At 36.2% G+C, this 14,004-nt stretch carries 22 protein-coding genes; 10 read left to right on the top strand and 12 right to left on the bottom strand.

What is annotated here, in order from left to right:
- The first annotated feature begins 9 nt into the window (after positions 1-9).
- Both ACKI2W_RS08025 and ACKI2W_RS08020 read left to right on the top strand, forming a co-directional pair.
- On the top strand, positions 10-1,101 hold the full coding sequence (locus ACKI2W_RS08025; protein WP_407380976.1) for a cation diffusion facilitator family transporter: 1,092 nt from the start codon (positions 10-12) through the stop codon (positions 1,099-1,101).
- 44 nt (positions 1,102-1,145) lie between these two features.
- Positions 1,146-1,475, top strand: a complete 330-nt coding sequence (locus tag ACKI2W_RS08020) for a hypothetical protein (protein ID WP_407380974.1) — start codon at positions 1,146-1,148, stop codon at positions 1,473-1,475.
- Between the two features lie 27 nt (positions 1,476-1,502).
- Here the strand turns inward: ACKI2W_RS08020 and ACKI2W_RS08015 are convergent, their stop codons facing one another.
- Complete coding sequence (locus ACKI2W_RS08015) at positions 1,503-1,937, bottom strand: hypothetical protein (RefSeq protein ID WP_407380971.1); 435 nt, start codon at positions 1,935-1,937, stop codon at positions 1,503-1,505.
- 5 nt (positions 1,938-1,942) lie between these two features.
- Positions 1,943-2,317 (bottom strand): hypothetical protein, encoded by a 375-nt coding sequence (locus ACKI2W_RS08010; RefSeq protein ID WP_407380969.1) that lies wholly within the window; start codon positions 2,315-2,317, stop codon positions 1,943-1,945.
- Between the two features lie 302 nt (positions 2,318-2,619).
- Between ACKI2W_RS08010 and ACKI2W_RS08005 the strand changes: the two genes are divergently transcribed.
- Positions 2,620-3,576 carry a ketopantoate reductase family protein gene (locus ACKI2W_RS08005; RefSeq protein WP_407380967.1) on the top strand — a complete coding sequence of 319 codons (957 nt, stop codon included), beginning with the start codon at positions 2,620-2,622 and terminating at the stop codon, positions 3,574-3,576.
- Here ACKI2W_RS08005 and ACKI2W_RS08000 read toward each other — a convergent pair.
- Positions 3,566-3,865: a hypothetical protein gene (locus tag ACKI2W_RS08000; protein WP_407380965.1), complete on the bottom strand. Its 300-nt coding sequence runs from the start codon at positions 3,863-3,865 to the stop codon at positions 3,566-3,568. The two genes, ACKI2W_RS08005 and ACKI2W_RS08000, sit on opposite strands and share 11 nt — an antisense overlap.
- On the bottom strand, positions 3,841-4,431 hold the full coding sequence (locus tag ACKI2W_RS07995) for a hypothetical protein (protein ID WP_407380963.1): 591 nt from the start codon (positions 4,429-4,431) through the stop codon (positions 3,841-3,843). The genes ACKI2W_RS08000 and ACKI2W_RS07995 overlap by 25 nt, the downstream gene beginning before the upstream one ends.
- 259 nt (positions 4,432-4,690) lie before the next feature.
- On the opposite strand from ACKI2W_RS07995, the gene ACKI2W_RS07990 reads away from it, so the two are divergent.
- The 3 genes from ACKI2W_RS07990 to ACKI2W_RS07980 are packed head-to-tail and all read left to right on the top strand — an operon-like array spanning position 4,691 to position 5,827.
- Positions 4,691-5,113, top strand: coding sequence for an SseB family protein (locus ACKI2W_RS07990; protein ID WP_407380961.1), 423 nt, complete (start codon positions 4,691-4,693; stop codon positions 5,111-5,113).
- 1 nt (position 5,114) lies between these two features.
- Positions 5,115-5,558 (top strand): hypothetical protein, encoded by a 444-nt coding sequence (locus ACKI2W_RS07985; RefSeq protein ID WP_407380959.1) that lies wholly within the window; start codon positions 5,115-5,117, stop codon positions 5,556-5,558.
- Positions 5,555-5,827 carry a hypothetical protein gene (locus tag ACKI2W_RS07980; protein WP_407380957.1) on the top strand — a complete coding sequence of 91 codons (273 nt, stop codon included), beginning with the start codon at positions 5,555-5,557 and terminating at the stop codon, positions 5,825-5,827. The genes ACKI2W_RS07985 and ACKI2W_RS07980 overlap by 4 nt, the downstream gene beginning before the upstream one ends.
- Here the strand turns inward: ACKI2W_RS07980 and ACKI2W_RS07975 are convergent.
- Together ACKI2W_RS07975 and ACKI2W_RS07970 are read right to left on the bottom strand one after the other, a co-directional pair.
- Positions 5,822-6,076 carry a hypothetical protein gene (locus ACKI2W_RS07975; protein WP_407380955.1) on the bottom strand — a complete coding sequence of 85 codons (255 nt, stop codon included), beginning with the start codon at positions 6,074-6,076 and terminating at the stop codon, positions 5,822-5,824. The genes ACKI2W_RS07980 and ACKI2W_RS07975 overlap by 6 nt on opposite strands.
- A 5-nt stretch (positions 6,077-6,081) precedes the next feature.
- On the bottom strand, positions 6,082-6,267 hold the full coding sequence (locus tag ACKI2W_RS07970) for a hypothetical protein (RefSeq protein ID WP_407380953.1): 186 nt from the start codon (positions 6,265-6,267) through the stop codon (positions 6,082-6,084).
- An 81-nt stretch (positions 6,268-6,348) separates the two neighbouring features.
- Here ACKI2W_RS07970 and msrA point away from each other — a divergent pair, with 81 nt between their 5' ends.
- Entirely contained in the window at positions 6,349-7,254 is a 906-nt protein-coding gene (msrA, locus tag ACKI2W_RS07965) for a peptide-methionine (S)-S-oxide reductase MsrA (protein WP_407380951.1), read from the top strand.
- On the opposite strand, the gene ACKI2W_RS07960 is transcribed toward msrA, so the two are convergent.
- Complete coding sequence (locus ACKI2W_RS07960) at positions 7,251-7,517, bottom strand: hypothetical protein (protein ID WP_407380949.1); 267 nt, start codon at positions 7,515-7,517, stop codon at positions 7,251-7,253. The two genes, msrA and ACKI2W_RS07960, sit on opposite strands and share 4 nt — an antisense overlap.
- Positions 7,507-8,244, bottom strand: coding sequence for a hypothetical protein (locus ACKI2W_RS07955; protein WP_407380947.1), 738 nt, complete (start codon positions 8,242-8,244; stop codon positions 7,507-7,509). The genes ACKI2W_RS07960 and ACKI2W_RS07955 overlap by 11 nt, the downstream gene beginning before the upstream one ends.
- A gap of 197 nt (positions 8,245-8,441) precedes the next feature.
- On the opposite strand from ACKI2W_RS07955, the gene ACKI2W_RS07950 reads away from it, so the two are divergent.
- Positions 8,442-8,816, top strand: a complete 375-nt coding sequence (locus ACKI2W_RS07950) for a hypothetical protein (RefSeq protein ID WP_407380945.1) — start codon at positions 8,442-8,444, stop codon at positions 8,814-8,816.
- Here ACKI2W_RS07950 and ACKI2W_RS07945 read toward each other — a convergent pair.
- Together ACKI2W_RS07945 and ACKI2W_RS07940 are read right to left on the bottom strand one after the other, a co-directional pair.
- Entirely contained in the window at positions 8,803-9,687 is an 885-nt protein-coding gene (locus tag ACKI2W_RS07945) for an Mrp/NBP35 family ATP-binding protein (protein WP_407380943.1), read from the bottom strand. The two genes, ACKI2W_RS07950 and ACKI2W_RS07945, sit on opposite strands and share 14 nt — an antisense overlap.
- A gap of 14 nt (positions 9,688-9,701) precedes the next feature.
- Positions 9,702-11,033 (bottom strand): FAD-dependent oxidoreductase, encoded by a 1,332-nt coding sequence (locus ACKI2W_RS07940; protein WP_407380941.1) that lies wholly within the window; start codon positions 11,031-11,033, stop codon positions 9,702-9,704.
- A 79-nt stretch (positions 11,034-11,112) separates the two neighbouring features.
- Here ACKI2W_RS07940 and ACKI2W_RS07935 point away from each other — a divergent pair, with 79 nt between their 5' ends.
- A complete protein-coding gene (locus tag ACKI2W_RS07935; RefSeq protein WP_407380939.1) occupies positions 11,113-11,736 on the top strand; it encodes a CatA-like O-acetyltransferase in 624 nt (207 codons plus the stop codon).
- Between the two features lie 163 nt (positions 11,737-11,899).
- Here the strand turns inward: ACKI2W_RS07935 and ACKI2W_RS07930 are convergent, their stop codons facing one another.
- Entirely contained in the window at positions 11,900-12,229 is a 330-nt protein-coding gene (locus ACKI2W_RS07930) for a TIGR04076 family protein (RefSeq protein ID WP_407380937.1), read from the bottom strand.
- A gap of 71 nt (positions 12,230-12,300) precedes the next feature.
- On the opposite strand from ACKI2W_RS07930, the gene ACKI2W_RS07925 reads away from it, so the two are divergent.
- Complete coding sequence (locus ACKI2W_RS07925; protein WP_407380933.1) at positions 12,301-12,819, top strand: hypothetical protein; 519 nt, start codon at positions 12,301-12,303, stop codon at positions 12,817-12,819.
- 686 nt (positions 12,820-13,505) lie between these two features.
- On the opposite strand, the gene ACKI2W_RS07920 is transcribed toward ACKI2W_RS07925, so the two are convergent.
- A complete protein-coding gene (locus ACKI2W_RS07920; protein WP_407380931.1) occupies positions 13,506-13,991 on the bottom strand; it encodes a hypothetical protein in 486 nt (161 codons plus the stop codon).
- Positions 13,992-14,004 lie beyond the last annotated feature (13 nt).

Raw genomic sequence — 14,004 nt, 5'->3', positions numbered from 1 at the left:
ACTTAAATTATGGATAGGCAAAATAAAATCATTAAAACTAGTATAATCGGAATTATTGTAAACTTGATACTGGTTGCCTTTAAAGCCACTATTGGGATTTTAGTAAATTCCATAGCCATTACTTTGGATGCTGTGAACAACCTTACCGATGCACTGTCATCCATCATTACCATAATCGGGACAAAGCTTGCGGGAAAAGCTCCCGACAAGAACCATCCCTACGGATATGGAAGAATCGAATATTTCTCATCAGTGATAATTGCTGTGATTGTATTGTGGGCAGGAATAACCGCACTTCAGGAATCCTGGCCCAAAATATTCAATCCGGACGTTACATCATATACTACAGTTTCACTGGTCATAATTGCAGTGGCCGTTGTGGTAAAATTCGCATTGGGACGTTATGTGAAAGGTGTTGGTGAAAACATTAATTCACAGGCGCTCGTTGCATCAGGAAGCGATGCGTTTTTCGATGCAATCCTTTCACTTTCAACTTTAATAGCAGCTATCATTTCAATATTTTACAATATAAGCCTGGAAGGAATTCTGGGAGTCATAATATCCTTTGTGATTATCAAGGCAAGTATCGACATGCTTAAGGAGACTCTCGACAGCATGATTGGAGCAAGGGTTGACTCTGAGCTGTCACAAAAAATCAAAAAGTCAATTGAAGAGGTTGACGGTGTTTATGGAGCATATGACCTGAGCCTGCACAATTACGGGCCTGAAGACATGCAGGGGTCTGTCCATATTGAGGTGGACGATGACCTGAGGGCAAGCGACATTCACACGCTGACACGTGAAATAACATTCAAGATATATAAGGAGTTCTCAATCGCCTTAACCATCGGAATATATGCGAGAAACGATAAGTTTGACTATATCAGAAAAGATTTGGATGAAATTGTCGCAGAGTATGAGGAAATCCTGCAGATTCACGGATTCTATGTCTATGAAGAGCCTAAACTTGTGAGCTTTGACATTATTGTCGACTTTGATGCGGACAGAAACAGAATTAAAAACGAGGTCTGCAACAGAATCAAGGACATACATCCGGAATTCAACTATATTATAATCGATGATTATGACGTGAGTGATTAACTTAATTAGGTGAAAAAACAAAATAACTTCTAGAGGTGAAATTAATGGATAATAAGAATTATATTTTAGGTGCAATAATCGTGCTTGTAGTTCTTCTTATTGCTGTTGGAGCATACATTATCATCAACGACAGCGGATCTGCTCCTGAATTGAACATTACGGCAAACAACACTACAGCCAATGTAACCAACACAACTACTGCACTCAACAATACAACAAACGTTACACCTGCACAAAATAACACCACCTACAAGGTATACAATCCTCAAAGCGATTCATACGTAACCGTTATCGGTGAAAAATATGATGATGAGGTAAACAGATGGTATACCTATGATAAAGACGGTGTAAGATATTATAATACCAGAATATGAATTTAATTCATATTCAACTTCTTTTTTTTAGATTAACGCATCACAAATCAGTTTCACAATAATCATGTCAATCGGACTGCTGTCACAGTGGGCTGCGGTTTTAAAAACTTCACTCAAGTCCTTTCTTTGGGCGAATGATATTTCTGAGTCAATTATTATTCCAAAGTCATAGGAATCAAATCCAAAATTCAAATCAGGATTTTTGGGCATTTTCAAAAGTACCTTGGATGATTTGGATACAAATGAAATCAAATCACTTTCCCCGTTTTGCGGATTTTCGATTTCATAGCAGGCATCATAATGTGAAAATATCCTCTCCGTAAGATATACCAATGCGAAATATCTGGAGCCGTCATCCATAATGGCTGACGACAATGCATTTGGGCTGAGAGTGGCCGGATTCATATACAGAACCTCATCAACTTTTCTGTTGATGTCATCTTTTTTCAGATTGAATTTCATGTTATCTAGTTGCATTTGAATGCTTTTCCAATAGCCCTGTCCTTTCTCAGCAGATCATCCTGCTTTTGGGAGTTTCTATGCTTTTGTGACTTGGATTCATTCGGCGACATGACCGTCGAAACATTGATGTGGGTATTGCAGTCATATACAACAATCTTAATCTCATCATAGCATTTGCTTTCAGGCGCATCGTAGAAAAGCTCATAGCTATTCTTTTTGTTTCCGTTAAGACAGTCCAGAGGCTCCATATTGAGAAGAGCATGCTCCACATAATCTATTGAAATCCTGTTCTGCTTCAGACGGAAGTTGAAATGACAGCTGTTGAAATTCAGCCTGTCCCTTGAAATGCTGCCCAGCAAAAGTTCATCTATACAGTTCATTAGTATCTCCTCCAAAATTAAATAACAAGTTAAACACAAGTTATAAATATATTTGTTTCAGATAGTATATATAGTTTGTGTATAAATTATGTTTAATTGTTTACAATAGAAATAAATGTTTAATAATAGATAATCAGTATATTGAAAATAATTAATTAAACTAGCCTAAATTAAAAAACAAGCAATATCATCAGTTTTACCAATTTTCAAAAGATATGTTTCAAGTGTAAAATACCTCATGAAAAAAGCTTTTTTAATAGATTATACATATTAATTAATAGAAGATATTGGAGAAAATTCACATGAAAATACTGATAATAGGTTCTGGATCTGTAGGAATTGGACTTGGCACATCACTGTTGTCACAAAATGCGGACGTATCTTTTCTTGCAAGCAAAAACACGGCTTGCGAAATGAAATCAAAGGGAATCAAAAGAGTGGGACTGTTCACCCATTACTCATTCACCCCTGAAGAATTCAAAGTCTATGAAAGCTACAGTGAAATTCCCGACAGTGAATTTGACTTCATACTCGTTGCAAGCAAAACAACGGCCAATGAAAACATAGCAGAAATGCTTGACAGCTACAGAAACATTTTAAAGGATGACTTCACCATACTGATATGCCAGAACGGATTTGGAAACGATGAAGCATACCTCAGATACTTCAGGACAGATGAAGTGTACTGCGCACGCATAATTACAGGATTTACAAGGCCTGAAAGAAACATGAGCGAAGTGACAGTATATACAGAACCTATACTGCTTGGATCACTTCAAAACGAGGACATAAGCCACCTGCAGGTTATAGCAGACATGATTACTGCATCAGGAATCAGCTGCGAACTGACAGAGGAACTTGACAAATACCTGTGGGCGAAGATGCTTTACAACTGCACATTAAATCCGTTGGGGGCCATACTTGATGTAACCTACGGAAAGCTTACCGAAAACGAGTATTCAACTGAACTTATGAACAGAATCATCGATGAGATATTCAATGTAATCAACGCTTCCCCGTACACGACACTCTGGGTGAGTGCAGATGACTACAGAAAGGTTTTCTACAAAAAGCTGGTTCCCGATACCTACAACCATTACTCATCAACACATCAGGACATTAAAAGAGAAATAAAAACTGAAATAGACACTCTGAACGGAAAGGTAATAGAGCTTGGAGAAAAATATGGTGTTGATGTCAGCACCAACAGAATAATATATAACCTAATCAAGGCCATTGAAAGTGAATTCAGCGATTGAGCCTCTCGAGAAGTTCAATTATCCTGCTGTTTTGACGGATGAGTTCCCTGTTCTGCATTATCAAAACATCAAGCTTCTTATCCGTTGAGGACAGCTCGATTGGAGGATCACCGTTTCTTGGCTTGGATGACTTGAAACGTGATGAATGCCTTTCCATAGGATTGCTTGAGCCGAATCCTTCAGGAACCAGGCGAACTCCACATTCAACGCAAAACACATTACCGTCTTCATAAATTCTATGACAATTCGGACAAATCATTTTTATCACCAGTGCGTAATCAGATACCATTTAATCAGCTGGTCGTTTCCGTTATCGGAATGCTGGCCGGTCATCTCAGAGTAATATGAATTATCCCCGGACAGTGAATCAAGATACTGCCTGTTTTGATATTCGCTGAAGGCCTCATCGAGAAGTCCGTAAAAGGCATCATCTGATATGTTTGATGGCAGGGCGCTTTCCACAATATGGGAAATTCCCGAATTCACATCATTTCCCTGATAGCAGATGCAGTAAACTGATTTTTCAACAGGGAAATAGAGATAGGAAACATTCTTATCAATATATTTGTTGTATACACAAAGATGCATGCATGGACGTCCGTCTATGGACATCTCCTGGCTGGAATCGCTGATTTTATAGTTTCCGCCATAATTGCTGATTATATAGTCGTCGACACATAATATTGCAAATGTCCTCAAATCCTTGAAGACATACTTATTGTCTTTCAAATCTCCTGATGAGTACTCCTCGGGAATTTCAAAGTCGGCTCCATTGACCGTTACTTTGGAGAATTCCTCTGCATAGGCACAACCCACCAGCATAAATATTAGCATCACTAGGGCAATTTTCTTCATTAATACATATTATATGAATAAGTTGTATATAAAATTACACCTGACGGCATGAAAAATGGCCGAAAATCCTAAACACTTAAATACTTTGAAGTAGTAAAATAGTATTGTTCATATTTTACATACTTTTTTTTATAATATGAACAATGGTGATGGTTAATGATAAGCATTCGTTTGTATTCCTTTAGTGGTGTTTAGGAAGAGAATGCTTATTTGTTTAAAAAATACTTATTTTAATTATTTATTTCTTAAGGTGATAACTATGGAAGATAATTTAAAAGAATTAACAGAACAGTACATTGAACTTGAAGACAACGTAGCATCAGAAGAGGAATTGAATGAATTGGCTCATGAAATTGACCATGTAGTTTACCACAGCGAATTGATCATACTCCTGAACAAAGTGGAAGAGGAAACCGAAATCGTTGCACTGCTCATCGGCGAAGAGGAAGATGACGAAAGCTATTTCCTGCCTGTTTACACCAGCGAAGAGGAAGCTAACAATGCTGTTGAATTCTTCTCACAACAGGAAGGAAGCGGAGAATTCGAATTCGACAAGGCAACCGGAGCTGACATTGTCGCATCATACTCAGAAGATGAAGATTTCCTGGGCCTTGCAATCAATGCGCCTGACAACGGATTTATAGTGTTTGCTGAAACCGTACATGACTGCTGTGACGACTAGTATGCAACTTAAAGATTACGAATATTACAAAAAGACCGGTGAAGGCGGCTGCAAAAGCCAGATGAAAGATTTCATTGATTTGTACGCAACAATCCTTAAAAGAGTAAAGAAGGAATCTGCTTCAGAGCTCGACGGCGTTAAAATCAATATCAAAAGAAGCTATCCCGGTGAAGTCTATCTTGCGCCGGTCGATGAAAATGACTTTCCCGTAAAATTCACGCTGACCGAAAAATCCAAAGAATATGTCATTCCGGTTTTTACGGACGTATGCCAATATGATGAGGGATGTGAAAAAATATCCAAACTATTCCTTGAAACATTATCCCCAAAAATATTTTCTTCTGACGACATCAGGCAACTGGGAGATGATGACGAATACTTCAGAGGAATAGTAATCAATCCGCATTCCCAGAACTTCAGAATGGATACGGAGGGAAACATATGAAGTTCATATGCCCAACTTTAGGTGAAGACCATGAAAGGGATTTTCTTGTGATGGGAAAGCTTGACGATTTCAAAATAATAGTATTTTCGGATATGGACAACTACAATGAAGGTTTCGAATATTTGGAAATAGCTGATTATGAACCATGTGAAGTTTCCCTTGATCTTTTCAGGGAACTTTCTAAAAATGATGATGAGTTTTCAGGACTTATCCTGAATATTCACAGTGAAAACAGAATAATTACAAAGGAAGAGATTTTGAAGCTATAGCTCTTCATCTTCTTCTTCATCTTTGTCTTCTTTTAAATATTTGTATCTGTATGCCATTTTAAATCCAGATACTGCTTCTCTTTTTGGTCTGCGTTTAGTATAAACCCTTTCATTATTGACATAGTCGCTTTGAAAATGTTTTTTAACGCTTTTATTTTCACGAAAATAAGTATTTCTCTGTCTTTCATGAGGGGCATTATACATTCTTTTTCTAAGCAAACGTCTTCGACCGGTAACTAACCTTATCACTAAAATCACTTTCTGTTTCTGGAAGCGGACTTGTCCAGTGTAGTTTGAATTTCATCAATTCTTTCAACTACAACTTTAATAGCTTGTTCTCCTTGACGGGTTGGATTAATACCTTGTTCTACAAGTAATGCATCTCTGATATCCCTTAATCTGTCAATTGAATCGATTTTCATTATTGTTGAGTAAAACATTAAATTCCTCCAATATCTATATTAAAATAAGTTTATCAAATCATATAAAGTTTTTTAAATAGGAGCTAGATAACTATAATTATGTACAAATCTCAGCAGATTATCTATCTTGCAGGCGGTTGTTTCTGGGGTGTTGAAGCATACATTTCAAGACTCAGGGGAGTCAATATGACTGAAGTGGGATATGCCAACGGAAAAACACATGACCCGACCTATGAAAGCGTCTGCAGCGGAAAGACAGGACACACTGAATGCGTGAAAGTCACATATAACCCCGAAATCATATCTCTTGAAGAGATTATGGAAGAGTATTTCAAAATCATTGATCCATTTGCCGTCAACCGCCAGGGCCCCGATATCGGAACCCAGTACCGAACAGGCATTTACTGGAACGACCCTTCCCAAAGAAGCCCTGTAATCAAATTTATAAATGCAAAGCAAAGGCAGCTCGGCAAAAAAATAGCTGTCGAGGCCCATGAGATATACGGATTCTACCACGCCGAGGACTATCATCAGAAATACCTTGAAAAAAATCCGCAGGGTTACTGTCATGTTGATTTAAATCAAATAGACGATGAAGAATTCGACCACTTAAGCCGACAAGAGTATGAAATAACACAGCTTGCTATGACAGAAGCACCATTCAGTGGAAAATATGATGAGTTTTTTGAAGATGGTATATATGTGGATGTGGTAGATGGCGAAGTTCTCTTCACTTCCCTGGACAAATATGATTCAGGATGCGGATGGCCTGCATTCACCAGGCCTGTTAATAGTGAAGCTATAATCAAACACAGGGATTTCTCACACGGAATGGTGAGAACCGAAGTGAGAAGCAGAAAGGCAAATTCACATTTGGGCCACGAATTCAATGACGGACCCGACGGAATGAAAAGATACTGCATCAATTCAGCCGCATTGAGATTCATAGCTAAAAAAGATTTGAAAAAAGAAGGTTATGGAGAGTATATTAATCTTTTTGATTAATACCTCAAATCATAACCATTCCACTCGAGAATAACATTAAACATGTTTTTCACAACATCCGGAACATTAATCTCTTCTATCTCATAATCCACCACCATTTTACGATTAAGATATTCCTGAGCGAAACTACGGTTAATAAAATCTATATCTGAGAAATCCATTATAACCTTTTGAGAATTACCTTCTAATTTTTTAAACAAATGCTCAGCATCTAATCTTACAATCAAATCCTTCCCAATTTCATTTTTCAGATCAATTATCATAGTTAACTCCTCCCATCTTTTCAACATCATATCTTTTTTTAATAATTTCATATAAACTATTAAAATTATAATTTAAATCAAATCTTAATCCGATTATTGTTCCGTCAATTGCTTTATTTGAAATATCTATTTTATAGAGTTTATCTTTTTTGGAACATATAATCCCCTTGCCTGAAGCCACCAGAATGCTATTGCAGCCGCCCTGAGTCATCAAGGAAAAACAATTATTCAATCCACAACCCCTTTCATAATATCCGAATTCATTTTTTGTTGAGATACCTCCAATCGCATTTAAAATTGCATTCCAATCCTTTTTGAAAATGAAATCATGTGATTCCAATGAATAGGGAATAGTAATCCCATCATCAAAGATAATCACATCAAAATGGTCTTTTTTACAATATGCTATAACATATGCATTTTTTGAATGCGCATGATCGAAAATATTATCGATTAGTTCACTGATTATGAATTTAAATACATTTTCATTTGAAAAATCACATAATTCCAGAAATTCATCAAGATAATTTTCTTTCCCGTTTATAATATCAAACAATAGGATATTATTAAAAGAGGTTAACTTCTCATTAATCATTTTTTCATCGAAATCCGTTTTAAATAATAACATTGGCAAACTAAACGGATAAACCTTTAATTTATCCTCCAATACTTCCAATGAATTCAAACACAAGCAAATCATAAACTCGTCTAAAAGTTCTAATATCATTATTATCACCAAAATATTTTTTAAATTAATATTTAACATCATTTAATAAATACTTTGTTGAAACAAGTCATTAAAATTGTTTTAATGATAAATAATGCTTTTAGTGATGAAAATTGTTGCGGGTGATGAAAATTGTCCTGAGTCATAAATATTGCTTTTAGATATAACTAAATATCATTAAGTCTAAAGTATTAACAATGAAGATTGAAGATATAAAACACCCCGAATTGAAGCAACTGATTAATATGAGCTATCTCCACAGTGAAAACAACAACCCGGAACTTATTGAAAAAACTGATGATGAAATTAAGGATTACATTAGTGAAAACGAGTTTATCATATCAACTGAAAATAATGAAGTTCTCACGATACCTCATGGAAATGACGGAAACTACATCATCCCAATATTCACCGATCTGGTCGAATACGAACGTGGTATGGAATATTACCGTTTAAACGAGATGGATGAAAACAAGGATTATATCATTGAAAAAATAGAAAAAATAGATAATCCTAAATTTGTAGGATATCTAATTAACATAGCCAGTGTCAGCTACATTACTCTTCTTTAAGAAATTCATCTTTGATTTTGCCGACGATTTCTTCGAATCTTTTTGAAACTTCACCGTCCGGATCGATTGTTGATACAACACCATCCTGATTAGGTGAGTCACTTACTTTTTCTGTCAACGGCAAATCGCCAAGATATTTGATTTCCATTTCTTCAGAAAATGATTCGCCGTCACCTTTACCGAAGATATCTAATTTTTCACCGCAGTGAGGACAGATGTAATAAGCCATGTTTTCAATGAGGCCTATGTTTTCAATATTCATCATATTGACCATCTTTACACATTTCAAGACATCTTCCTGCGATACGACATTAGGCGTGGTGACCATGATTACCGCATCGGTATTTGGAATGGTCTGTAAAACAGTCAACGGTTCATCACCTGTTCCAGGCGGGTTGTCTATGATTAAAACATCAAGCGGACCCCATTCCACTTCTGCAATGAGCTGTTTGATGGAACCTGATTTTTGAGGTCCTCTCCAGATGATTGGAGTGTCTATACTGTCCAGCATGAATGCCATTGACATTACTTTAAGACCGCTTGGAGCTTCAACAGGCACCATATTGCGGTTTTCATTGATATATAGGTCTTCACCTTCCAAACCCAACATTTTAGGAATGTTAGGTCCGTGAATATCCGCATCCAATATACCTGTTGAGAAACCTAACTTCTGGAAAGTTTCTGCGAGGTTGGCTGCAACGGTGGATTTTCCGACTCCTCCTTTTCCGCTCATAACGGATATTTTATATTTGATTTGGCCTAAGTTTCTTGATAATTTTATTTCCTGTTCAATCATCTGCCTTTGCTGTTCAGGAGTCATCTGACCCCCATGACCATGATGACCATGACCGTGATGTGGATTTTCTGCCATTTTTTCTCCCCCATTTAATTGAATTTTTTACTTACTTCTTCAACAGCTAGAATTAATGGATCTGTAACCATGGATACAGGCGGCGCATAAGCAAATTCCATATTGCTTAAATCAAAGCAGGTTAAACCTTCAGTAATAGCTAATGTCATTGTATCAATTCTTTCAGCTACCCTTTCTTCAGCTATGATTTGACAGCCTATAATGGTTCCGTTTCCATCACAAATAACTTTAATATCCATAGGTTTTGCATTCGGATAGTAGCGTGCTCTTGTAAGCGCTTCGACTTTCTGCACTACAGGCCTGATTCTGTTCTGCTGAGCAAAACTGGTGGTATAGCCCACTGCACCAAATTCCAATTTTCCGACTTTGGAAACCATTGAATTTAAGACAGGATTGAATTTGGATTTCTTATCACAGATTGTACGGGCCAGTGTTTTTGATTCACGAACTGCGGTGGTACCTAACTGGGAAATGGTATTGAATCCTAAAATCAAGTCTTTTGATTCAACACAGTCTCCGACAGCATATACATCTTCCACTGAAGTTTCCATTCTGTCGTTTACAAGAATAGCCCATCTTCCGACTTCACAACCGGCCATTCTGGCCAAATCGAGTTCTGCCCTTACACCGGTAGCTAAAATAACCATGTCCGCATCGATAAGCTCCTCATCACCGAAGCATGCCTTTTCAACTTTTTTCTCACCAATCAATTTGGTAATCGGTTTGCCCAATACGACATTGATGCCTTCATTTTCAAGATATTTAACCAGAATATCGGACATGTCCTTATCAAGAGACCTCGGTACGATTTGAGGCATCATTTCACTTAATGTAACATTCAAACCCTGTTTCATCAAAGCGAATGCAATTTCAATACCTATCAAACCTGCACCGGTTACGATTGCACTTTTGGCATCCTTCATTGCTTCCTGGACTTTAATACCGTCATCGATATTTCTGATTTGATAAACACCATCCAAATCTACACCATCCATTGGAGGAACGAATGGGTTTCCGCCAGTGGCCAAAACCAGTTTGTCATATTTGATGGTTTTTGATTTGGATCCTGACTCATAAGTTACAGTCTTTTTGTCGCTGTCAACTGCTGTAACTTCAACTTCAGTTATTACGTCAATATCCTTTTTCTTATAGTCTTCAGGTGTTCTCATTACAATATCATCAAAGGATTTGATTGTTCCGGATAAAACATAAGGAATAGCACAAGGTGAGTATGCAACCTTATCATCCCTTGTTAGAACAACAATCTCACAATCTTTGTCAATTTTACGAATGTTAGAAGCTGTGGAGATTCCTCCAGCTCCTCCGCCGACAATTACTACTTTCATTTTAACAAAACCTACATAACATAATTATTTAACAATATTTAATATATTAATAAATAATATAAATAATTAAGGTATTCTTATGAAAAAAATAGATTTTGACCTGAAAAACAATCCTTTTTACGGCTTCCAAACCTCAAGATACACGATGTCAGCAAGAATTAACGTGGAAAAGCTGTGGAAATTCTCAAAAGAAAATGACTATTCATTCTTTATATTAAGCTTAGGATGTCTTATTAATGCAGTAAACAGCGTTGAAAATTTGAAAAGAAGAATAATTGACGATGAAGCTGTTGAATTCGATTATCTTGAAGGTACAACACCAATAATGAACGAAGATCTGGATGTTTACATGGAAATGCGAGTCAGAACACCACAGGAATTTGACGACATTTTCCAATGGCATGATTATGTTAGGCAATTATCTGATGACATATTATCCGGAAAAAAGGATGGCTTTACCCTTGACATGATGAAAAGGGATGGTGAAAACATTGCTAACTTCTCATGCATTCCATGGGTTGACTTTGACATGATTACATCATGCGAAACAAACGGTCGTCAGATACAGCCGCTGATAACCTGGGGAAAGGTCAGCGAAAACCATGAGATGAGCGTGTCAATTACCGTGAACCATATCTTCGTCATGGGACGTGATTTGGCATACTTTTTTGAGAATGCCCAAAAGGAATTCGATTCTTTCTAAATGCGGAAAACCAAATCCCTGCCGTTGAGGAAAAATACGTTCAATTATTCAAAATTAACGAAAATACATAATTTTCCACTTAATCATAGCTGATTGTAGTTCCGCAGCTGCATGAATGATCGCCTAAAGACACATAGCTTCCGCAGTTTGGACATATCGGCATCTAATCATCCGCAACAGACTCGATGTCAGTAGCTTCAAGCTTTATGATGACAGGCCTTAGCCCATCGTTGCAGCTGACAATAGCTACGCCGGGAGTTTTAATCCAATCTGAATAATACCATAGCTCATCAACGCCGTGAGCCAGAGCAAAAACGTACTGATAGATTGCTTTCCATGCCTCATCGCAGAAGTTTTCCGGTTTTGCATAATCGGCATAGAAGACCTGACCTTCACTCATGAGCGGACAGGTTGAAAGGCCTTCAATTCCATATTCCTTAGCCAAATCCTCCTGCAGAGTCGTTTTTAATATTGTTATTTTGACTTTTTTCATGATATTATATTTGTCTGTGTGATTTAAAAAAGTAAAGTATTATATATTTAAAAGAATTATAAAAGTTAACCATGAAAAGAGCAACTACAATTCTTTTGATAATACTTGTAATAATTGTTGGATTTGCAGTTTCAACAATTGCAAGTCCCGTTCTTGTGATTGCAGACGATGTTGAGGAAGGCGGTGGCGGAGGTATTGATATGGCCGCTAAATTTTCAATAACGGGCTTTGAATGGATTTATCCCGGAAGCTCATTTAATGAACAGGGCCAGACACTGCACAACATACATCAGGACAGTCCGGATGACCCTTACGGAGCCGCACGTGACATCATGACATACACATACGACTTTACGCCGCATCTAATCATAGGTATTAATAATGATGCAGCTAATGCAATATTCGGTGAAGGTATTGTTGATGATATCCGTGCAAACGATGCATACAACGGATATGCAGGAAGCAGCAATGTTCCGGGAACCATGTCCAGAGGAGATGCTGTAAGCACTGCAATGGCACAAAACGGCATGAACGTATTTCAAATTCCTATACAAGCTTTAATGGGAAATATTGCTTTCCATTTTGTATAATTTCCCATTCTTATTTTTTTAATATGATATCTGTATTTATTTTAATTAAAAAATTAAATATATATTAATAAATCAAAAAAAGTATTTATTTTATCAATTAATGTCTATTGCAGAGAAATAAATCTCCACAATTCCAACTAGACATTAAAAAATTCTTTTTGCATCTTAATAGAGGCTTACTAAAAAGTAATTCTCTGTATCAATATATTATTACCAACATATATAAATTTAACTAAAAAGATAATTGAATAGTAGCTATCTCAGGAAAAGACCTCACAAAATCAATTTTTGTTAAATTCATTCATAAATTTGTTTATATTCAATTATCTTATATTAGGTGAGAATTTTAACTATTATCATTTACATCTTATCAAGAACATTATTGTCAGAATATTGAAAAAATATGTTCCTATAATGAAGATAATTAGCTCCATTATTCTCACCTCCACTTAAGATGCTTGGAAAGTCTATCAAAATCTCCGAGTTGGAAAACGAGCTGATAAAAGAATAAATATCAATTAAAAATAATTTCATATTTATTCACCTCCTTCCAAAAAGAATTTTATTGTGAGGTCCTTCTAAAAATATATTATAAATCTTATTTAAAGCTTGTTGAAGCCACAGAACAAAATTGTAATGAAAAAAACATCAAATATATAGTTTACTGGTTAAAATAAATAGTAATATTAATATAATTTAATTTCATTTAAAATCTTTTGAAGAAATTTAACTTTTAAAACAAAATCCCTTTTATTAGTTTTAACACCATTAATCAAAATCTCCTCATTCAAACGTTTGGCGGCTAAAAACTTGGTATCTCCTGCCCTCAGGTTATGAGATTGGCCATTTTCAATTTTATCTATGATGAAATCATAATCCTTTTTCAAGACATCCCTGTCCAATGTTAAATCAAAAAGCTCAAGATCCGTGATTGTTCCATTGAAATGCCAGAATATAAAAAGTTTATCAAAATTAAAGAGTTCATCAAATGATATGGGATTTGAAAAGTCAATACTTGCTAATTTAAAGGAAGCCGAAGGATATCTTCTGCGGCAGTTCTTATATTTGTATTCGAGGATGACCGCCTTAATGTCAATGCTTTTCAATACATCGATGATGTCTTTGTCAATTTCAGAGACGTTTTTACCGATTAAAGATTCAAGCTCATCCATTTTAATCAAAAAA

It is taken from the genome of Methanobrevibacter sp., from assembly GCF_045603845.1.
GTDB lineage: Archaea > Methanobacteriota > Methanobacteria > Methanobacteriales > Methanobacteriaceae > Methanocatella.
Note: the sequence above shows the minus strand (reverse complement) of the source record. Positions and strands in the feature narration are given on the sequence as shown.